This is a genomic window from Pseudomonas sp. SDO5522_S412 (assembly GCF_054071215.1).
Map to the genome: position 1 here is coordinate 1 of NZ_JBSVWQ010000108.1, position 19,926 is coordinate 19,926.

The following is a 19,926-nucleotide window of genomic DNA, read 5'->3' on the forward strand; positions in this document are numbered from 1 at the left end:
AGGAAACTTGCTTTTGTGGCGAGGGAGTTTGCTCCCGTTGGGGTGAGAATCGCCCCCAAGGTTTGCGACTGCTGCGCAGTCGAATGGGAGCAAGCTCCCTCGCCACAAAAAGCTCGTCAATCAACCCGAATAGTTAGGCCACGTCCGCTTTTGGTTTGTGCGCCACAAACCGCATCATCCATTCCGCCACGGTAACGCCGTGATGGTCTCGCTCCAGGCTGGCCACACCGTTGGTGTAGACCTTCTCCCCCAGCGTTGTCTGAAGAATCTCCAGCAACTCGCGGGAATAGTCGTGGATAAATTCCGGGTGGCCCTGGAAGCACAGCACCTGATCTTCAATGTGGTACGCCGCAAACGGGCAGAACTCGCTGGAGGCGATCACGGTGGCGTTTTCCGGCAAGGTGGTGACCTGGTCCTGGTGGCTGATCAACAGCGTCAGTTCTTCCACCACCGGGCTCATCCACGGTGCCTTGGCGTTCAGTTTGTAGTCATGGATGCCCATGCCCCAGCCCTTGGTCGCCCGCTCGGTCTTGCCGCCCAACAGCAGCGCCAGCAACTGGTGGCCGAAGCAGATGCCGATCAGTTTGTCGCCGCGGGCATGGCGGTCCAGCAGGTAGGTCTTGAGGGTCTGGATCCAGGGATCGGTGCCAAAGGAGTCGGCCTTGCTGCCCGTCACCAGGTAAGCGTCGAATACTTCGCCATCCGCCGGGTATTCACCCTGCACCACGTTATAGATGACGAACTCGGCGGCAATCGGCTGTTTGGAGAACAGGCGCTTGAACATCTGCCCGTACCCTTGGTACTGATCGATCAGCCCAGGACGCAGGATATCGGTTTCCAGGATGCACACGCGTAACGACATAAAAAATACCTGACACGGCGATGGGAATAATGAACACCCCCAGAGCCTGCCTTGAAATACCCTTCCAAGGCAAGCCCCATCGCCGCTCCCACATTTGGATCACCGAAACGCTTCACCCTGTGCAGCTTTCTCCAACAGCAGCGCCGGCGGCGTGAAGCGCTCACCATATTGCTCGGCCAGGTAGCGGGCGCGGGCGACGAAATCGTTCAGGCCGTACTGGTTGATGAATTGCAGCGCTCCGCCGCTCCAGGCGGCAAAACCGATACCGAAGATCGAGCCGACGTTGGCATCAGCCGTCGACATCAACACGCCCTCCTCCACACAGCGCACGGTTTCGATGGCCTGGATGAACAGCAAACGGTCGCGCACGTCTTGCGGCGAGATCTGTTGGCCGGGCTTTTCGAAGCGGCTTTTCAGCTCCGGCCACAGGTGTTTCTGCCCGCCCGCCGGGTACTCGTAGAAACCGCCACCCGCCGCCTTGCCCGGGCGCTTGTATTCATTGAGCAACAGGTCGATCACGGCAAACGCCGGGTGCTGCGGCAACGGCTTGCCCTCGGCCTGTAGGTCCTTGGCCGTTTGCTGGCGGATATGGCTCATCAGGCTGAGAGAAACTTCGTCAGAGACCGCCAGCGGTCCCACAGGCATCCCGGCCTTGCGTGCCTCGGTCTCGATCATCGGCGCCGCCACGCCTTCGCCGAGCATGGCGATGCCTTCGTTGGTGAAGGTGCCGAACACCCGCGAGGTGAAGAAGCCGCGACTGTCGTTGACCACAATCGGGGTTTTCTTGATTTGCAGTACGAAGTCGAACCCCCGCGCCAGGGTTTCGTCGCTGGTGCGGGCGCCCTTGATGATTTCCACCAGGGGCATTTTGTCCACCGGGCTGAAGAAGTGCAGGCCGATAAACTTGCCCTGGTCTGGAACGGCGGTGGCTAACCCGCTGATGGGCAAGGTGGAGGTGTTGGAGGCGATCACCGCTTCGGCGCCCACCACGTTTTGCGCGGCCGCCGAGACCTTGGCCTTGAGTTCCCGATCCTCGAAGACGGCTTCGATGATCAGGTCGCAGCCGGCAAGATCAGCATCGGATTCGGTAGGAACAATCCGCGCGAGGATGGTTTCCCGCTGTTCGGCGGTCAATTGCCCACGCCCGACCTTCTTGTCCAGCAACGTGGCCGAGTGGGCCTTGCCCTTCTCTGCCGCCGCCTGGCTGACGTCCTTGAGCACCACCTCAATGCCCGCCGAGGCGCTGACGTAGGCAATGCCCGCGCCCATCATCCCGGCGCCGAGCACGCCGACCTTGCGTGTCACATACGGCGCAAAGCCCTTGGGCCGCAAACTGCCGGCATTGATTTCATTGAGCTGGAACCAGAAGGTGCCAATCATGTTTTTCGCCACTTGCCCGGTGACCAGCTCGGTGAAGTAGCGGGTCTCGATCAAGTGCGCGGTGTCGAAATCCACCTGGGCACCTTCCACGGCGGCGCAGAGGATTTTCTCCGGGGCCGGGAAGCAGCCGTTGGTTTTGGCGCGCAGGATCGATGGCGCAATGGCGAGCATTTGCGCGACTTTCGGGTTGGACGGCGTACCACCCGGGATCTGGTAGCCCTTGATGTCCCAACGCTGTTTCGCCTCGGGGTTGGCCAGAATCCACGCCCGGGACTTGGCCAGCAGCTCGTCACGGTCTGCCGCCAGCTCATCAATCAACCCGGCTTGCAGCGCCTGCTGCGGCGTAATCTTTTTGCCTTCCAGCAAGTAGGGCAAGGCTTTTTCCAGGCCCAGCATCCGCACCATGCGCACCACACCGCCGCCACCCGGCAAAAGCCCGAGGGTGACTTCCGGCAGGCCAATCTGTACCGACTTGTGGTCCAGCGCCACACGGTGCTGGCACGCCAGGCAAATCTCCCAGCCACCGCCCAGCGCTGCGCCGTTGATCGCGGCCACTACCGGTTTGCCGAGGGTTTCCAGGGTGCGCAGTTGCGCCTTCAGCACCAGCACGCTGTCGTAGAAATCCTTGGCGTGGGGCTTGTCGACCTTGATCAGTTCATTAAGGTCGCCGCCGGCAAAGAAGGTCTTCTTCGCCGAGGTGATGATCACGCCCGCAATCGAATCCTTCTCGGCGTCCAGGCGGGCGACGGTGGCCGCCATGGCCTCGCGGTACACCCCGTTCATGGTGTTGGCGCTCTGGCCGGGCATGTCGATGGTCAGCACCACAATCTGGTCCTGGCCCTTTTCGTAACGAATGGCATCGGTCATGACTGATTCCTTAGGCTCAGAGGCGTTCGATGATAGTGGCGATACCCATGCCGCCGCCGACACACAGGGTGGCCAGGCCATAACGCTGCTGGCGCACCTCCAGCTCATCGAGCAAGGTGCCGAGAATCGCGCAGCCCGTGGCGCCCAGCGGGTGGCCCATGGCGATGGAGCCACCGTTGACGTTGACCCGGGCGGCGTCGATGCCCATGTCCTTGATGAACTTGAGCACCACCGACGCAAACGCTTCGTTGACCTCGAACAGGTCGATGTCTTCAACCCGCAAACCCGCCTTGGCCAGTGCCTTGCGGGTTGCCGGTGCCGGGCCGGTCAACATGATGGTGGGGTCGGTACTGGTGACAGCGGTGGCGACGATCCGCGCCCGGGGTTGCAGGCCGAGTTCGCGACCTTTGGCTTCAGAACCGATCAGCATCAGCGCCGCGCCATCGACGATCCCGGAACTGTTGCCCGGTGTGTGCACGTGGTTGATGCGCTCGACGTGGCTATAGACTCGCAACGCCGTGGCGTCGAAGCCCATCTGGCCCATCATTTCGAAGCTGGGCTTGAGTTTGCCCAGGCCTTCGAGGGTGGAGTCGGCACGGATGAATTCGTCCTGATCCAGCAGCACAATGCCATTTTGGTCCTGCACGGCGATCAGCGACTTGTTGAAGGAACCGTCTGATCTGGCCCGCGCCGCTTTCTGCTGTGAGTGCAGGGCAAAGGCGTCGACGTCCTGGCGGGTGAAGCCTTCCAGGGTGGCGATCAGGTCGGCACCGATGCCTTGCGGGGTGAAGTGGCTGTGCATATTGGTTTGCGGGTCGAGCACCCAGGCGCCGCCGTCACTGCCCATGGGCACTCGGGACATGGACTCGACGCCGCCCACCACCACGAGGTCTTCAAAGCCGGAGCGCACTTTCATCGCGCCGAGGTTCACGGCTTCCAGGCCCGAGGCGCAAAACCGGTTGATCTGCACACCGGCGACGCTGATATCCCAGTCCGCCACCAACGCGGCGGTCTTGGCGATGTCGGCGCCCTGGTCGCCAATCGGTGTGACACAGCCCAGGACGATGTCATCCACTTGCCGGGTGTCGAGGTCGGTGCGCTGTTGCAGTGCCGTCAGCAAACCGGCCACCAGGTTCACCGGCTTGACGCTGTGCAGGGCGCCATCCGCCTTGCCTTTGCCCCGGGGCGTGCGTATCGCATCAAAGATCAAAGCTTGGGTCATGACGTCCTCGAATCACTATGCAACGAATCGTGCCCTTACCTTAGGCGCCGGGGCGCCGGATTCAATGACCGAACCGCTCATTGACCTTGACGCTCACGCTCAGACGAACGGTAGGAGGCTACGGGAATCTGCTGATTAATCGTTTTAGCTGTCTAGCCGTAGGGCTGGCGTCTGGCTGGCAATTGGCCTCATGCCTTTTTAATAAGTTTTATTAAGTTGATGAGATGAAATGGATCTAAGCCATGTAGAACGAGGGCTCTAAGGTTGAATCTGTAAGAGAAGTTAAAGGTTGCTGCCGGGTTTTGCTGGAGCACCTGTAGGAACTGTAAGAAAAGAGTCATGTAGCACCGTCATAGTTGAATCGACCGGCACGCATTTGACGCTCAGGAATAACAACAAAAGGCAGTCAGCCATGTTCAAGCATTCGAAAGTACGTCAGGCGGGACTTATTCTGTTCGCCACCACCCTGATTCTGATCTTGCCCAACCTCACCAAGGTCATTGGGTGACCTCTCACACCCCACATTCTGCGCAGACACAGCGCCAGGATCGCAGCCTTTGGCAGCGCCTTTCGGGATATTGCGTATAGCGATCCCGTCAGGGGCTGCCGTTTTGCGCGCCGAGATTTTGTGATTTTACGGTATCGTGAGTTCCACCGCCTTTTCCGATATGTGGCCCTTCCTTGAAACAGATCATCGTCCTCCTGATCCTGCTGCTGGCCTTGCCGGCGCACGCCGCGAAATTGACCGTCGAGCTGGATCACGCCAGCAAAACCTGGGAAACCACCGAACTGCTCAAGCGTCCGGATGTGCAGACGGTGCAGATCGTTGATGACGTTTCCTACAAGCGCAACATGACGTATCGCGCAGTGCCGCTGGCAGCACTGTTGCCGGGCATCACGCCGGAAAATCATCTGCAGGCGGTGGCCCTCGACGGCTTTGCCGCGGAACTGACGGCGGCACCGCTGCTATCAAAAAGCGGCGCGCGGGCCTGGCTGGCGGTGGAAGATCCGGCGCATCCGTGGCCGCCACTGGCAGACGGCAAGCCCAGTGCCGGGCCGTTTTATATGGTGTGGACCGATCCACAAGCCGGGCATATCAGCCCTGAGCAGTGGCCGTTTCAGATTTCCGGGATCAAGCAGTTGAAGACGGTGGCGGAGCGCTTCCCGGCGTTGTTGCCGGATCCGAAACTGGCGGCGAATGACCCGGTGAATCAGGGGTTCGCACTGTTCCAGAAGAACTGCCTGGCATGTCATCGCCTGAACGGGGCCGGCGATGCGCAGGTGGGGCCGGACCTGAATATTCCTTACAACCCCACTGAATATTTTGCCGGGGATTTCCTCAAGCGCTACATCCGCGATCCGCAAAGCATGCGGCATTGGCCACAGGCGAAGATGCCGGCGTTTGCCACCAGCGTGTTGCCGGATGCGGACCTGGATCTGCTGGTGGGGTATTTGAAGCATATGGCGGGCAGAGAGCAGCCTTAAGGCTCAGGTAAATCTGTGGCGAGGGAGCTTGCTCCCTCGCCACAAAAAGCTTTCCTGGCACAGAGAGCTTTTCTGCTACACACAGCTCCCTCTCTCCCTGGATCCTACTGCTGCTGCACCGAAATCACCGGTGTCGGTGCTACAAATACCTTGGCATGCATCTGCTCATGCCCTCCCCCACGACGCATGCCTCGTACCGGGCAGGCGTCCAGGTAATCCAGACCCACCGCCAGCTTCAAATGCCGCTCCGGCCGCGCCAGTTGATTGGTCACGTCAAAACTGTACCAGGCGTCATCCAGCCACGCTTCAGCCCAGGCATGGCTGGCGAGGTGCTCGCAGTCTTCGCTGTACAAATACCCCGACACATAACGCGCCGGAATCCCCAGGCTGCGGGCACAGGCGAGGAAGGCGTGGGTGTGGTCCTGGCACACCCCGGCACGCCCGGCAAACGCCTTGGCCGCACAGGTGTCGACTTCGGTAGAACCCGGCGAATAGGTCATGTACTGGTTCAGCGCGTGCATCAGGTCGATCAATGCGCTGCGGTCGCGGCGTTGATGGCAATGCTTTTCGGCAAAGCTGCGCAGGGCCTCGTCCGGCTCGGTCAACCGGGTGCAGCGCAGGAACGGGAAGGCCGACTGGCTTTCATGTTCGGCTTCGCGCAATTCGTCGATATCCACCTGGCCACGGGCGCCAATGATGATGGCTTCATGGGGCTCGTCCAGGGTCAACACGTGCAGGATATTGCCGAACGGGTCCAGTTGCGCCCGTACCGGCCGGGGCAAGTCCAACTGCCAACTGAGGACATGCTGGCGCTCGCTGTCGTGGGGCGTGAGCCGCAGGTACTGGATGCTGGCACGCACCTGGTCTTCGTAGTGGTAGGTGGTTTCGTGGCTGATGGAAAGTCTCATGCCGCCTCCAGGTAGGAACTGTAAATAGCATCGCCCAGCTCGCGCACGAGCGGGATGAAGTCGGTCAGCCAAGCGTGCAGGCCTTCCTCGAGAATTTCGTCGATGGCGGTATAGCGCAGGCGTGCGTCCATTTCCGCTGCCAGGCGTTGGGCCGGGCGACCGTTGATGCCGGGCAGGCTGCCAAGGATCTGGTCGATCTCTTCACTGCAGGCCCGCAGCGACCGCGGCACGTCGGCGCGCAGCAGCAACAGCTCGGCGACTTGTCGGGCGCCCGGGGCATCACGGTAGATTTCGGTGTAGGCCTCGAACGACGACAACGCCCGCAACAACGCACTCCATTGATAGTAGGCATGGGCGGTACCATCGGTGACCGCTTCGGCCTGGTCGCCGGCCATTTCATAGCGGGCGTCGAGCAAGCGCAGGGTGTTGTCGGCGCGCTCGATAAAGGTGCCCAGGCGAATAAAACGAAAGGCGTCGTTACGCATGATGGTGCCGTAGGTGGCACCGCGGAACAGGTGGGAACGTTCCTTGACCCACTCGCAGAACCGGCTCATGCCGTAGCGGCTCAGGCCTTGCTGGGCGATGTCGCGAATTTCCAGCCAGGTGGCGTTGATGTTTTCCCACATGTCGGCGGTGATTCGCCCACGCACGGCATGGGCACTGGCGCGTGCAGCGCCGAGGCAGCTGTAGATGCTGGCCGGGTTCGCCGCATCCAGGGCGAAGAAGTGCAGCAGGCGTTCGGCGTGCAGTTCACCGTGGCGCTCGCGGTAATCGTCGAGGGTGCCGGTGATCAGCAGCGGCATCGCCAGTTCATGCAGGCCATCGCCGCGCCCGTCCTGGGGCATCAGCGACAGCGAATAACTGACATCGAGCATCCGCGCGAGGTTTTCCGCGCGCTCCAGGTAGCGTGACATCCAATACAAATCCGAGGCAGTTCTACTCAACATATTTCAATCCTCGACCACCCAGGTGTCTTTGGTGCCGCCGCCCTGGGACGAGTTGACCACCAGCGAGCCTTCCCGCAGCGCCACACGAGTCAGGCCGCCGGGGACCACACGGGTTTCCTTGCCTTGCAGCACAAACGGGCGCAGGTCGATGTGGCGTGGCGCGATGCCGTTTTCGACGAAGGTCGGGCATGTCGACAGGCACAGGGTCGGTTGCGCGATATAGGCGTGGGGCTTGGCCTTGATGCGTGCGCGGAAGGCTTCGATTTCCGCCGCCGAGGCGGCCGGGCCGACTAACATGCCGTAGCCACCGGAGCCCTGGGTTTCCTTCACCACCAAGTCCGGAAGGTTGGCGAGCACGTGGGACAGTTCGCTGGGATTACGGCACTGGAACGTCGGAACATTCTTCAGGATCGGTTCTTCATCCAGGTAAAAACGGATCATCTCGGTGACGAAGGGGTACACCGACTTGTCATCCGCCACCCCGGTGCCGATGGCATTGGCCAACACCACGTTGCCCGAGCGGTACGCCGCCAGCAGGCCCGGCACGCCGAGCATGGAGTCCGGGTTGAAGGCCAGCGGGTCGAGGAACGCGTCGTCGAGGCGACGGTAGATCACATCCACCGCCTTGGGACCATCGGTGGTGCGCATGAACACGCGGTCATCACGCACGAACAGGTCGGCGCCTTCCACCAGTTCCACGCCCATTTCCCGGGCCAGGAATGCATGCTCGAAGAACGCACTGTTGAAACGCCCAGGCGTCAGCACCACCACACTGGGATTATCCAGCGGGCTGGAGCTTTTCAGGGTGTCGAGCAACAGGTTGGGATAGTGGTCGATGGGCGCAATGCGCTGGGCCGCGAACAGTTCGGGGAACAGGCGCATCATCATCTTGCGGTCTTCGAGCATGTAGCTCACGCCGCTGGGGGTACGCAGATTGTCTTCGAGGACGTAGTAAGTGCCGTCGCCATCGCGTACGAGGTCGACACCTGAGATGTGGGAATAGATATCCCGATGCAGGTCCAGGCCCTGCATCGCCAACTGGTACTGCTCGTTGGCCAGGACTTGCTCGGCGGGGATGATCCCAGCCTTGATAATGCGTTGTTCGTGGTAGAGGTCGGCGAGAAACATGTTCAGCGCCTTGACCCGCTGGATGCAGCCGCGCTCGACGATCCGCCATTCACTGGCCGGGATGCTGCGGGGGATCGTGTCGAAGGGGATCAGGCGCTCGGTACCTTGCTCATCGCCATACAAGGTGAAGGTGATACCGGCCCGGTGAAACAGCAAATCGGCTTCGCGCCGGCGCTGGGCCAGCAGTTCGGCCGGCGTGTCGGCCAACCAGCGGGCAAATTCGCGGTAATGGGGGCGCACCTGCCCTGCCCCGTCGTACATCTCATCATAATAAGTGCGGATCATGCCGTACTCCTTGTCACCCGGACGCCAGAACCATCGCAAGGCCCGTGCCAGCGGCATAAACACTTAAGTATCAATCAGTTGGATATAGACGCAGGTCTCATCGCACCGTCCCGGTGCAGCAAATGCCCGCTGTCATGGGCGGCGCCTCATTGCAATGCAGGCCATGACTATCACCAGCATAGTCAGAGTTGATTTCACTGCCCGGCAAACCCCGCGGATAATCACCTCCATCAGCTGAACAGGACGCGTCCTACAGCTCCATCCATTGCGCATTACCGCTTGTACCGAATCGCTCTCCTCCTTTGCGATCTTCCCTTTGGCCACCCTGCTCGGGTGGCTTTTTTTTGCGCAGGATTTTTCCCGCGCCAGAAACAAAAACGGCCGACCCAAAGGTCAGCCGATACGCTGTGTTGTTGCTCATGTCGCTACATGGGTAACCCACGCACCTCCTGTTTCACGCCCCATCCCTCGATGATTCCGCCCAAGGGCTCGACCACCGCCTCAAAGTCCTGCTCGAAGTCTCCTATGCCGTCGTAGGTGGCGAACATGATTTTGCTCAATTCCAGGTACCAGGCGCCGTCATCCCGCGCGCTGACCTGGGCATTCAGGGATTCCCCACGAAACCGACCCGCAGCCCGCCGCGCACGTTCCTCATCCGGGAAAATGGCGTAGAACTCGATGGGGTGGAAACGCGAGAAGTCAAAGCCGCCCTCTTTCATGCGGCGCAACACGTTGGTGCTGATGTCTTCTTGATAGGCTGTGCTCATGAAACGTCCTCCTCAAACCGATGGATAGACTTTCCGTGCTTCCCAAGGCCCGCGCTGCAAGGGCGCGGGTGTTACGGCAGTGACGTCGCCGCTGGGAGACAAGCATGTAGCTGACAAGACCAGACCTTAGCGATTCATTCGCTGATCTCCATTGCAGAGTAGCGCGAAGCTATCACCTCCACCAGAGTCTGTTTAAAGGCGTACAGGGAATGTTCAGGCGGCGGGGTCGACCTTGAGGTCTTTGATGCTGTTTTGATCTTTCAGAATCTTGACCGTAGGTTCGGCAATACGCCCCTCCAGATCGTTGAGATCCAGTTCCTCCAGCACCGGTGATACGCGGGCGCGAACCAGGCGCGCAGCTTCTTCAAGCGTGGGTTTTTGCTCGCACTCGAATTGCTCGACCACCGACTCACCATGATCATTGGTGAAGGAAACGTTCCACTTTGGCATCAGAGCCTCCTCGATAAAACCCATGGGTGGGCTTACATCTATCTGGACCTTGAGGGCCTGGAAATCGTTCCACTCAAGGCAGGAGGCACCTGATCAACTGCAGTTATTTTTCAGCGTGTTCTTTCAGGGCTTTCAAGGTGTTGAACGGTGCGTCCACCACGAACTTGTTGGCCAACCAAGACGGCACGCTGCCACCTGGCTCGGTGTGCACCTGGTAGGTCACTTCGGTCAGGTTGTCGCCTTTAGGCACCAGCTTCCAGTAACCATCGACCTGGGCTACGCGCACATAGCCTTTGACTTCTGGCTGGTAGGTCGGCACTTCCAACAGCTTGCGGGTGACGGTGCCATCGGCAGCCTTGGTGGTGGTGATTTCCAGGATCGAGTCACGATCGGTCACCGGGAACGGTGCCTTGAACTGGGTGTAGGTCCAGCTCTTGTCGCCTTCCTGCTTGAGCAGTTTCTGCGACTTGCATTCGTGGATCCAGGAGCAGGCCCCCGCCACGTCTTCCTGCAGCGCCTGGATCTTGGCCAGCGGCGCCTTGATGGTCGTCACACCGCGATAAGCCTTGTACTTGGAACCGGCAATTTCACTCAAGGACACTTTGATGCCGTCTTCATCCTTGGCCGTCTGCCAGTCTTCAGCATGCGCTGCGGCAGCGAACAACGCGGTAAAACCGCACAACACAGCAATTCGTTTCAGTGAACCCATGGTCTTATTCCTTATTGTTGAAGTTCAGTACTTTGAACAGCCCACTAAGCCGCCGTCATCTGTTCCCACCAGCCGATCAACCTGATCGCTTCTGCCTGGCTACTGCCGCAGACCTCGATATCCGCCTGGAACGAACTACACACTGCCGGCCGCTCAGGCTGGCCAAACAACTGGCACAGTTGTTCGACCGAAAGATGCAGGCAGCGTTCGCCCGCCGGTTTGCCGGCAGGCATTCCCGGCAACGGAGAACTGATGGATGGGGCAATGCAGCAAGCGCCACAGCCTTCACGGCATTTCATGACGAACAGATCCTCGACAACTCAAGTGTTGATGGCCACGTAAGACTACGCCCTTAAACAGACGTTTTAAATTGGCTTAACAGGGGTTTTTCACCGAAAACAAAAGTGACTGACCAGTCTGCGACAGAAGGTCAGGGGTGCGCGTCACGTTTACTCGTCGGGTTTATTGCTTGAACTGGAAATCCAGCGCTGCGCCTTCTACTTCGCGGCGTTCTTCGTTGCGCAGTTGCAGCTGCATTTCATTGCTGAGCAGGCGCCCGTTGATCTGGAAGGCACTGTTGTCAGTGGGCTTTTCGGCAAACATCGGCGGCAGCAGCGGCACGTTCTTCGGCTGCGGCATGGTGCCGAGGGGTTGCAGGTGGCGGACCATGTTCGACGGCAGGCTCAAATCCAGCTCTGCAGGCGGCAGCGGCGTCTTGGCGACTTCGTGGGCCGACTTTGACTTGCTGGCGATAGGCGCACGTTTTTTAACCGGCGCTGCTTTCTTTGCGGGGGCTTTCTTCGCGACCGGTGCCTTCTTGGCCGCAGCGGCTTTTTTCGCCGGCACCGTTTGCTGGGAGCTGGCAGCAGGCACCGCTTCACTGGCGGGAGCCGCCAGGACAGCGCCAGCGTTACACAGGCTTAACACGCAGATCAGCAGGGCAGCAGGAAAGGTATAAGTCATATCGCCAGCAGCATTAACGGCAGAAGGCCATATGCTCGCTTGTTGAGGACGGTATGACAAGCATGGTAATTAGCCAGCTACCCGTCGTGTCCCCTTTCCATGCCTCAAAAACCCGCCGCAGTCTCCTGGCATAACTGGCTTGCCAGCATCCCGAGGGTCATCAAGGCGCGCTCCGCCTCGCGGTTCCACGGCGTGCCGCAGTTCAGGCGAATACAGTGGTTGAACTGTTCCGTATTACTGAAGATCAGCCCCGGTGCAATGCTGATGCCCTGCTGCAAGGCGCGCACGTGCAGTTCCTGGGTATTGACCCGTCCAGGCAAACTGACCCACAGGATAAAACCGCCGGTCGGGCGGGTCATCTGGGTGCCTTCGGGAAAATACTGCTGCACGGCCAACTGGAACGCGCTGAGGTTCTTGCGGTACTCCTGGCGGATATAGCGCAGGTGGCGGTCGTAACCGCCATTCTCCAGGTACGCCGCCGTGCCCATCTGGGTCACGCTGCAGGCCGAATGGGTGCTGAACATTTGCAGGCGCTGGATTTCCTGCTGGTACTTGCCGGCAATCATCCAGCCAATGCGAATGCCCGGTGACAGGGTCTTCGAGAAACTCGAGCAATAGATGACCCGGTCCAGACGGTCGTAGGCTTTCAGGGCCTTGGTGCGGCCCAGTTCGAACATCAGTTCGCCATAGATATCGTCCTCGACCACCTGGATATCGAAATCCGAGGCCAGGCGCAGCAACTGTTTCTGCCGCTCTTCGGGCATGGTGCCGCCCAGGGGATTGCTCAGGCGCGTGGTCAGCACCAGGGCCTTGATCGACCATTGGTTGGCTGCCAGTTGCAGGGCTTCCAGGCTCATGCCGGTGGCCGGATCGCTGGGGATTTCGATGACCTTCAGGCCCAGCAGATCGGCCAGTTGCAGCAAGCCGTAATAGGTCGGTGATTCGGCGGCGATCAGGTCGCCGGGACGGGTCAGCACCCGCAGCGACATCTGCAATGCATCGACACACCCATGGGTGATCACCACTTCGGAGGGGTCGACCACCACCCCGGCATCGCGCATACGGATCGCCACCTGTCGCCGCAGCGGCTCGAAACCCGGGCTGAACATGTAGCTGAACGCCCGCGGGCTTTGGAAACGCGTGACCTTGGCCAGTTGCTGATGCAGCGCGCGCACAGGCAGGTAGTCGACACTCGGCACGGCGGCGCCGAGCGGGAACACGCCTTCGCGACGGGATTCCACCAACACCTGTTGAATGATGCTGCTGCGGGTGACCAACCCTGGACGCTCGACCCGGGCGATGTCCGGCGTGGGCGCAGTGAGCGCCGGCGTCTGGTGCACGTAATACCCGGACTGCGGCCGCGCGCGAATCAAACCCTGGTCTTCCAGGTTCGCGTAGGCCTGCAACACGGTGGCGTGGCTGACGTTGAGCTGGGAGCTCATTTTGCGTACCGAAGGCACGCGCTCGCCCGGTTGATAGACACCGCGGCGGATATCCTCAGCCAGCTGCTGGGCGATACGTTGGTAGAGCAACAGATTGGTCATGACGCAGCACTCGATTTCACGGGTATTTTATTTTTGTGTGAAACATACCGGCACAGTTTAGAAGTGTACGGGGACAGTTGCCACAATAGTCGAGCGCGGGCGGCAGTGATAGAAAAAACTGTAAGGGTTGCGAACTGAATCGCGGGCATAAAAAACCCGATCATTGATCGGGCTTATGTGGGAGCTGTCGAGCTTCAGCGAGGCTGCGATGCAGGCGCTGCGGTCTCGCAGGTGCACCGAGGCGATCCTGTCGCAGCCTCGCTGGGGCTCGACAGCTCCTACAGGAATCACCCCTCCATCTTGAACAACAGGTTCAGCGAGCAGCGCCCAGCTGGCCTTTTTCGTCGGAGAACACAATTTCTACCCGACGGTTCTGCGCCCTGCCCCGCTCAGACGCGTTGGCTTCGACCGGATACTGATCGCCGTAGCCTTCGACCTGAATGCGTTTTTCGTCGATCCCGAGGTCGCTCAGTACATCCGCAACCGCTTGAGCGCGGTCCCGGGACAGTTTGATATTTTCCTGTTCGCCGCCGGTATTGTCGGTGTAACCCTCGATGCGCACCACGCGCTTGGGGTTCAGCTGCAGGAACTGCACCACTTTGAGCACGGTGCGGTTGGCCGAGTTTTGCAGCTCTGCATCACCCGTATCGAACAGCACGTCACCCAGGGTCATCACCAGCCCGCGATCAGGCTGGACGGTGGTCAGGCTGGATATCTGCGCCTCAATCCATTTGCCCTGTTGCTGAACGCTGGAGAGCTTGGCTTCACGCAGGGCCAGTTGCAGGCGCTGGCGTTCCAGCTCCAGCTTGACCCCACGCTCCTGATTGAGTGCCTGCTCGGTGTGTTCCCGGGCAATCGCGCTGTAGCGCTGGCTCAGGTAGGCGTAATGCGCCACATCGGCGCCGCTGCCCCAGAAGCTGGAGAAACGGTCGGCACGGGCCAGGGACTCACCGGCGCGAATCACGTCCTTGGGTGCGATACGCAGCACATTCGAATCTTCCTTGACCTTCTGGAAGTCAGTGCTGGCCTGTTGCAAGGCGAGGTTACTGTCGGGATGGGTCGCACAACCACCCAGCGCACTGCCCAGCAACACCACACAGCTCAACCCACGCATCAACGGGCTCATTGGGCGTCTCCCAACTGCAACTGCTTGCGCAGGCGGGTGATACGGGTGTTGAGCACGTTCAGTTGCTCCTGGCTTTTGCGGGTCAGCACCCGCGCTTCCGCCAGGCGGGCGTCCAGCTCGGCTTCTTCAGCCTGCATGCGGGCGTCCTTGTAGGATTCATCGGCCATGTCGGCACGGGCCTGGGTGAACTTGTCTTCCGCCAGCTTCAGCTCGGGCGAATCGCTGGCAACGGCGCCCACGGCGTTGGCTTGTTCCAGGGCTTGCTGGGTCAGGCGCATTTGTTCATTCGGCGCAGGATCGGCTGCACATCCCGCCAGAGCTACAACGGCGAGGGCCGCGAAAAGAGGTCGAATAGTCACTGAAAATCCCTACTTTGTTGGGGTGCCGACGGGTTGCTGCAACTGCGCTTTCCAGCGCTCAAGATTGCTCTGCAGCGCGGTTTCCGCCAGACCGGACGCGGGCAATTCTGTCATCTTTTTGGCGAGCTGTCCGCGCAACCACGGATCGTTGCAGGCGGAGTTGTGGGAAATAGCCAGGTACAGGCCCGGCTGGTCGATGGGGATTTCCCGCGCCACCAGGTCGTTGCTCATGCCCAACGTCTGGGCCATGGCCATGCCGGAATAACGTCCGGCGAGCACGTAGTCCACTTCTCCCAATAGCAGTTTCTGGAACGCCGGGGTCAGGCTGGGCAGGCGCTGCAGGGTCAGTTGCTCACCGGCGAAGGTTTCAAAGTCGCGGCTCAGGCGCGCCCTTTCCGACACCGCGCCCTTGTGGCCCTGCAGGTCGCTGGCCTGGCTGTAGGCCAGGGAGGAATCCTTGCGGGTCCAGACCAGGTAATCGGTTTGCACCAATGCCGGGTGGATGTAGTCGAGGGAGTCCAGGGCGTCGAGGGTCAATGGCGCGTCGGCGAGGATGTCCATGCGCCCGCTGCGCACTTCTTCCAGCGCCAGGGAACGTTTGCCGCCGTACAGCAGGTCGATTTTCACCCCGAGGTCCTTGGCCACTTGCTGCAGCATGTCGGCGGTGGCGCCGATCAAGTGCGTGGGGTCCTGGGGATCACGCCACAGATAAGGCGGGGCGTCCGGGCTGCCGGTGATCACCAGGCGATCACATTTGCCCGCCGCCAGCGACACCGTCGGCAGCAGTGACAGGGCCAGCAGTACAGTCCAGGGACGCAATTCCATGGCAGGGTTCTCCAGTTGAAAAATTACCGGGCAAAAAAAAGCCCGGTCAAAAGACCGGGCTCTTTATAAGTGAAGCGGCTGGATTAGACCAGCTTCTCCAACTCGGGTACGGCTTCGAACAAGTCCGCCACCAGGCCGTAATCAGCCACCTGGAAGATCGGTGCTTCTTCGTCCTTGTTGATCGCAACGATCACCTTGGAGTCTTTCATACCGGCCAAGTGCTGGATCGCGCCGGAGATACCGACGGCGATGTACAGCTGTGGCGCAACGATCTTGCCGGTCTGGCCGACCTGCATGTCGTTCGGTACAAAACCGGCGTCGACGGCAGCGCGGGAAGCGCCGACCGCAGCGCCCAGCTTGTCGGCCAGGGCGTACAGGTGCTTGAAGTTGTCGCCGTTCTGCATGCCGCGGCCGCCGGAAACGACGATCTTGGCAGCGGTCAGCTCCGGACGATCGGACTTGGCCAGCTCTTCGCCAACGAAGCTGGAAGTGCCAGCGTCGTGGGCAGCAGCCACAGCTTCAACCGCAGCCGAACCACCTTCAGCTGCAACCGGGTCGAAACCGGTGGCACGCACGGTGATGACTTTTACCGACGCAGTGGACTGCACGGTAGCGATGGCGTTACCGGCATAGATCGGACGCTTGAAGGTGTCGGCGCTTTCTACCGAAACGATCTCGGAGATCTGGTCAACGTCCAGTTGCGCAGCAACGCGCGGCAGGATGTTTTTGCCATTGGAGGTGGCGGCAGCCAGGATGTGGCTGTAGCCAGCGCCCAGCTCTGCAACCAGCGGCGCAACGTTTTCCGGCAATTGGTGAGCGTAGGCTGCGTTATCGGCAACCAGTACTTTGCTCACGCCAGCGATTTTGGCAGCGGCTTCAGCCACGGCGCCAACGTTTTGGCCGGCGACCAGCACGTGGATATCACCACCGATTTTGGCGGCGGCGGCAACAGTGTTCAGGGTGGCCGGAGCCACGACCTTGTTGTCGTGTTCTGCGATTACCAAGATAGTCATGGTTAGATTACCTTCGCTTCGTTTTTCAGTTTCTCGACCAGTTCAGCCACCGACTTGACCTTGATGCCCGCGCTGCGTGCAGCCGGCGCTTCGACTTTTACGGTCTTGTTGGTGGAGGCGGTGGAAACGCCCAAAGCATCCGGAGTCAGCACTTCGAGAGGCTTCTTCTTGGCTTTCATGATGTTTGGCAGGGACGCGTAGCGCGGCTCGTTCAAACGCAGGTCGGTGGTGACGATGGCTGGCAGTTTCAGGGAAACCGTTTGCGCGCCGCCGTCGATTTCGCGGGTCACGGCAACCTTGTCGCCGCTCACTTCGACTTTCGAGGCGAAGGTGCCCTGACCGTAACCGGTCAGTGCAGCCAGCATCTGGCCAGTCTGGTTGTTGTCGCTGTCGATGGCTTGTTTGCCGAGGATCACCAGCGATGGCTGTTCCTTGTCGACAACAGCTTTCAACAACTTGGCAACGGCCAGGGAAGTCAGCTCTTCAGCGGATTCGACGAGGATGGCGCGATCGGCACCCAGCGCCAGGGCGGTACGCAGCTGCTCTTGAGCAGTGGTCGGACCGATGGAAACGACGACGATTTCAGTCGCAACGCCTTTCTCTTTCAGGCGTACGGCTTCTTCCACGGCGATTTCGCAGAAAGGGTTCATCGACATCTTGACGTTAGCGAGGTCGACGCCGGAATTGTCCGCCTTGACGCGAACTTTCACGTTGTAATCGACAACGCGTTTGACAGCTACAAGAACCTTCATGGATTCCTCGTTACTCTCCGGTGAAAAGAAAGTCGCCTAGGCGAACCTGGCGGTTTGATGCTCATCGGCACACAAGGGCACCTCCAAAAACACCGGCAATCGTCGGCGGGGGACCTTGCTCACGGGAGTGATGACCGTTCGTCAGCGGTGACTGAGAGGTCATTCATTATCGTGGCGTGTAAACTGCGCGCCATCGTGGCTCGCGCGTCACCCTTATTTGCCTTCAGCCTGTCTTTCGAGGTGGCCTTGAAACCCACAGTCTGCCTACGGGATGCGCAAAACCGACCGTATATTGACCGGAACGCCTATTCCGGTCAATACGCCAAAATGGTCAGTTATAAGCCGCGTTGCTTTGATTTACCTAGCTTGCGGGCAATTCAAACAAACGTTTGTATTGGACGCTGAGAGTGGTGTAGATATAATGCGCCACCTAGAGAGAAAGGTGGGTCGTCCCCTGCCCCTTGCATGAGATTGATGCAGGCATTGTGGGACGGATTACCGAACCTCCACCCATTAGAAAAAAAAGCCGTTGAGCCTTGAGTAGGAGATAGCCTGTGGAACGCGAATACATGGAATTCGACGTGGTCATCGTCGGCGCTGGCCCGGCAGGCCTGTCTGCCGCCTGCCGATTGAAGCAGAAGGCCGCCGAAGCCGGTAAGGAAATCAGCGTCTGCGTGGTCGAAAAAGGCTCCGAAGTCGGCGCTCATATCCTGTCCGGTGCCGTGTTTGAACCCCGTGCCCTGAACGAACTGTTCCCGGACTGGAAAGAACTCGGTGCACCGCTCAACACCCCTGTTGTGCGTGATGACATCTATGTACTGCGCTCCAGCGAAGCTTCCACCAAAGTGCCTGACTTCTTTGTGCCCAAGACCATGCACAACGAAGGCAACTACATTATTTCCCTGGGCAACCTGTGTCGCTGGCTCGCCCAGCAGGCCGAAAACCTGGGTGTGGAAGTCTACCCAGGCTTCGCCGCCCAGGAAGCGCTGTTCGACGAAAACGGCGTGGTGCGCGGGATCATCACCGGTGACCTGGGCGTCGACCGTGAAGGCAACCCGAAAGAAGGCGTCTACACCCCGGGCATGGAACTGCGTGGCAAGTACACGCTGTTCGCCGAAGGTTGCCGTGGCCACATCGGCAAGCAACTGATCCAGCGCTTCAACCTGAACAGCGACGCCGACGCCCAGCATTACGGCATCGGCCTGAAGGAAATCTGGGAAATCGACCCGGCCAAACACCAGCCAGGCCTGGTGGTGCACACCGCCGGTTGGCCGCTGGACATCATGAGCGCCGAGAACACCGGCGGTTCGTTCCTCTATCACCTGGAAAACAACCAGGTGGTCGTCGGCCTGATCGTCGACCTGTCCTACAGCAACACCTTCCTGTCGCCATTCGACGAGTTCCAGCGCCTCAAGCATCACCCCGTGCTGGCCCAGTACCTGGAAGGCGGCAAACGCATCAGCTACGGCGCCCGTGCCATCTGCAAAGGCGGCCTGAACTCGCTGCCGAAAATGGTGTTCAAGGGCGGCGCGCTGATCGGCTGCGACCTGGGCACCCTGAACTTCGCCAAGATCAAGGGCAGCCACACCGCTATGAAGTCCGGCATGCTCGCCGCTGACGCCGTGGCTGACCGCCTGTTCGCCGAATCCGAAGGCGGTGACGAACTGACCGCTTACGTCGACAGCTTCAAGAACAGCTGGCTCTACGAAGAACTGTTCGCCAGCCGTAACTTCGGCCCGGCGATGCACAAGTTCGGCCCGATCATTGGTGCCGGCTTCAACTGGTTCGACCAGAACATCCTCGGCGGCAAAATGCCGTTTACCCTGCACGATACCAAGCCGGACTACGCCTGCCTCAAGCTGGCCAAGGACAGCAAGAAGATCGACTACCCGAAACCCGACGGCAAGCTGAGCTTCGACAAGCTGAGTTCGGTGTTCATCTCCGGTACCAACCACGAAGAAGAACAACCGTGCCACCTGAAGCTGAAAGACCCGAGCATCCCGATCGGCACCAACCTGCCGCTCTACGATGAACCGGCGCAGCGCTACTGCCCGGCCGGCGTGTATGAAGTGATCACCAAGGAAGACGGCGAGAAGCGCTTCCAGATCAACGCCCAGAACTGCGTGCACTGCAAGACCTGTGACATCAAGGACCCTTCGCAGAACATTACGTGGGTGACGCCGGAAGGTGCGGGTGGGCCGACTTACCCGAATATGTAATCCGCTGCTTGAACAGAAGGCTCCCAAATGGGGGCCTTTTTTGTAGCCCGGAAAAAGACCCATCGACTCGGTCAAATGTGGGAGCGGGCTTGCTCGCGAAAGCGGTGTATCAGTC

The 19,926-nt window shown here is 60.1% G+C and carries 19 protein-coding genes; 2 read left to right on the forward strand and 17 right to left on the reverse strand.

Annotated features, from left to right (window positions below; translation table 11 throughout):
• Positions 1 to 133: 133 nt before the first annotated feature.
• The 3 genes from ACW9I6_RS20235 to ACW9I6_RS20245 form a co-directional block, all read right to left on the reverse strand.
• Complete coding sequence (locus ACW9I6_RS20235) at positions 134 to 862, reverse strand: amidotransferase (protein ID WP_457339731.1); 729 nt, start codon at positions 860 to 862, stop codon at positions 134 to 136.
• A 99-nt stretch (positions 863 to 961) separates the two neighbouring features.
• Entirely contained in the window at positions 962 to 3,109 is a 2,148-nt protein-coding gene (locus ACW9I6_RS20240; RefSeq protein ID WP_457339732.1) for a 3-hydroxyacyl-CoA dehydrogenase NAD-binding domain-containing protein, read from the reverse strand.
• A gap of 16 nt (positions 3,110 to 3,125) precedes the next feature.
• A complete protein-coding gene (locus ACW9I6_RS20245) occupies positions 3,126 to 4,331 on the reverse strand; it encodes an acetyl-CoA C-acetyltransferase (protein ID WP_008434901.1) in 1,206 nt (401 codons plus the stop codon).
• 681 nt (positions 4,332 to 5,012) lie between these two features.
• Here ACW9I6_RS20245 and ACW9I6_RS20250 point away from each other — a divergent pair.
• Positions 5,013 to 5,816, forward strand: coding sequence for a c-type cytochrome (locus ACW9I6_RS20250; RefSeq protein ID WP_457339733.1), 804 nt, complete (start codon positions 5,013 to 5,015; stop codon positions 5,814 to 5,816).
• A gap of 104 nt (positions 5,817 to 5,920) precedes the next feature.
• Here ACW9I6_RS20250 and ACW9I6_RS20255 read toward each other — a convergent pair whose 3' ends face one another.
• The 14 genes from ACW9I6_RS20255 to ACW9I6_RS20320 form a co-directional block, all read right to left on the reverse strand.
• Positions 5,921 to 6,724, reverse strand: a complete 804-nt coding sequence (locus ACW9I6_RS20255) for a transglutaminase family protein (RefSeq protein WP_004371203.1) — start codon at positions 6,722 to 6,724, stop codon at positions 5,921 to 5,923.
• Positions 6,721 to 7,671 (reverse strand): alpha-E domain-containing protein, encoded by a 951-nt coding sequence (locus ACW9I6_RS20260; RefSeq protein WP_004371204.1) that lies wholly within the window; start codon positions 7,669 to 7,671, stop codon positions 6,721 to 6,723. The genes ACW9I6_RS20255 and ACW9I6_RS20260 overlap by 4 nt, the downstream gene beginning before the upstream one ends.
• Before the next feature lie 3 nt (positions 7,672 to 7,674).
• A complete protein-coding gene (locus ACW9I6_RS20265) occupies positions 7,675 to 9,084 on the reverse strand; it encodes a circularly permuted type 2 ATP-grasp protein (RefSeq protein ID WP_087692761.1) in 1,410 nt (469 codons plus the stop codon).
• A 425-nt stretch (positions 9,085 to 9,509) separates the two neighbouring features.
• On the reverse strand, positions 9,510 to 9,851 hold the full coding sequence (locus tag ACW9I6_RS20270; protein ID WP_003193463.1) for a ribonuclease E inhibitor RraB: 342 nt from the start codon (positions 9,849 to 9,851) through the stop codon (positions 9,510 to 9,512).
• A 213-nt stretch (positions 9,852 to 10,064) separates the two neighbouring features.
• Positions 10,065 to 10,325, reverse strand: coding sequence for a hypothetical protein (locus ACW9I6_RS20275; RefSeq protein WP_004371213.1), 261 nt, complete (start codon positions 10,323 to 10,325; stop codon positions 10,065 to 10,067).
• Between the two features lie 79 nt (positions 10,326 to 10,404).
• Positions 10,405 to 11,010 (reverse strand): START domain-containing protein, encoded by a 606-nt coding sequence (locus tag ACW9I6_RS20280; protein WP_004371215.1) that lies wholly within the window; start codon positions 11,008 to 11,010, stop codon positions 10,405 to 10,407.
• Positions 11,011 to 11,054: 44 nt separating this feature from the next.
• Positions 11,055 to 11,309 carry a YkgJ family cysteine cluster protein gene (locus ACW9I6_RS20285; protein WP_004371217.1) on the reverse strand — a complete coding sequence of 85 codons (255 nt, stop codon included), beginning with the start codon at positions 11,307 to 11,309 and terminating at the stop codon, positions 11,055 to 11,057.
• A 163-nt stretch (positions 11,310 to 11,472) separates the two neighbouring features.
• Positions 11,473 to 11,973 (reverse strand): translation initiation factor 2, encoded by a 501-nt coding sequence (locus ACW9I6_RS20290; RefSeq protein ID WP_457339734.1) that lies wholly within the window; start codon positions 11,971 to 11,973, stop codon positions 11,473 to 11,475.
• A gap of 104 nt (positions 11,974 to 12,077) precedes the next feature.
• Positions 12,078 to 13,517 carry an aminotransferase-like domain-containing protein gene (locus tag ACW9I6_RS20295; RefSeq protein ID WP_008434911.1) on the reverse strand — a complete coding sequence of 480 codons (1,440 nt, stop codon included), beginning with the start codon at positions 13,515 to 13,517 and terminating at the stop codon, positions 12,078 to 12,080.
• A gap of 313 nt (positions 13,518 to 13,830) precedes the next feature.
• Positions 13,831 to 14,643 carry an OmpA family protein gene (locus ACW9I6_RS20300; RefSeq protein ID WP_004371220.1) on the reverse strand — a complete coding sequence of 271 codons (813 nt, stop codon included), beginning with the start codon at positions 14,641 to 14,643 and terminating at the stop codon, positions 13,831 to 13,833.
• Positions 14,640 to 15,002: a DUF4398 domain-containing protein gene (locus tag ACW9I6_RS20305; RefSeq protein ID WP_177008402.1), complete on the reverse strand. Its 363-nt coding sequence runs from the start codon at positions 15,000 to 15,002 to the stop codon at positions 14,640 to 14,642. Before ACW9I6_RS20305 ends, ACW9I6_RS20300 begins: the two co-directional genes overlap by 4 nt.
• Positions 15,003 to 15,011: 9 nt before the next feature.
• Complete coding sequence (locus tag ACW9I6_RS20310; protein ID WP_102369693.1) at positions 15,012 to 15,827, reverse strand: substrate-binding periplasmic protein; 816 nt, start codon at positions 15,825 to 15,827, stop codon at positions 15,012 to 15,014.
• Positions 15,828 to 15,910: 83 nt separating this feature from the next.
• Positions 15,911 to 16,840 (reverse strand): electron transfer flavoprotein subunit alpha/FixB family protein, encoded by a 930-nt coding sequence (locus ACW9I6_RS20315; protein WP_004371223.1) that lies wholly within the window; start codon positions 16,838 to 16,840, stop codon positions 15,911 to 15,913.
• Positions 16,841 to 16,842: 2 nt separating this feature from the next.
• Positions 16,843 to 17,592, reverse strand: coding sequence for an electron transfer flavoprotein subunit beta/FixA family protein (locus ACW9I6_RS20320; RefSeq protein ID WP_004371224.1), 750 nt, complete (start codon positions 17,590 to 17,592; stop codon positions 16,843 to 16,845).
• A gap of 554 nt (positions 17,593 to 18,146) precedes the next feature.
• On the opposite strand from ACW9I6_RS20320, the gene ACW9I6_RS20325 reads away from it, so the two are divergent.
• The gene (locus ACW9I6_RS20325; RefSeq protein WP_457339735.1) at positions 18,147 to 19,811 is read left to right on the forward strand and encodes an electron transfer flavoprotein-ubiquinone oxidoreductase; all 1,665 of its coding nucleotides are present in this window, start codon (positions 18,147 to 18,149) and stop codon (positions 19,809 to 19,811) included.
• Positions 19,812 to 19,926: the final 115 nt, after the last annotated feature.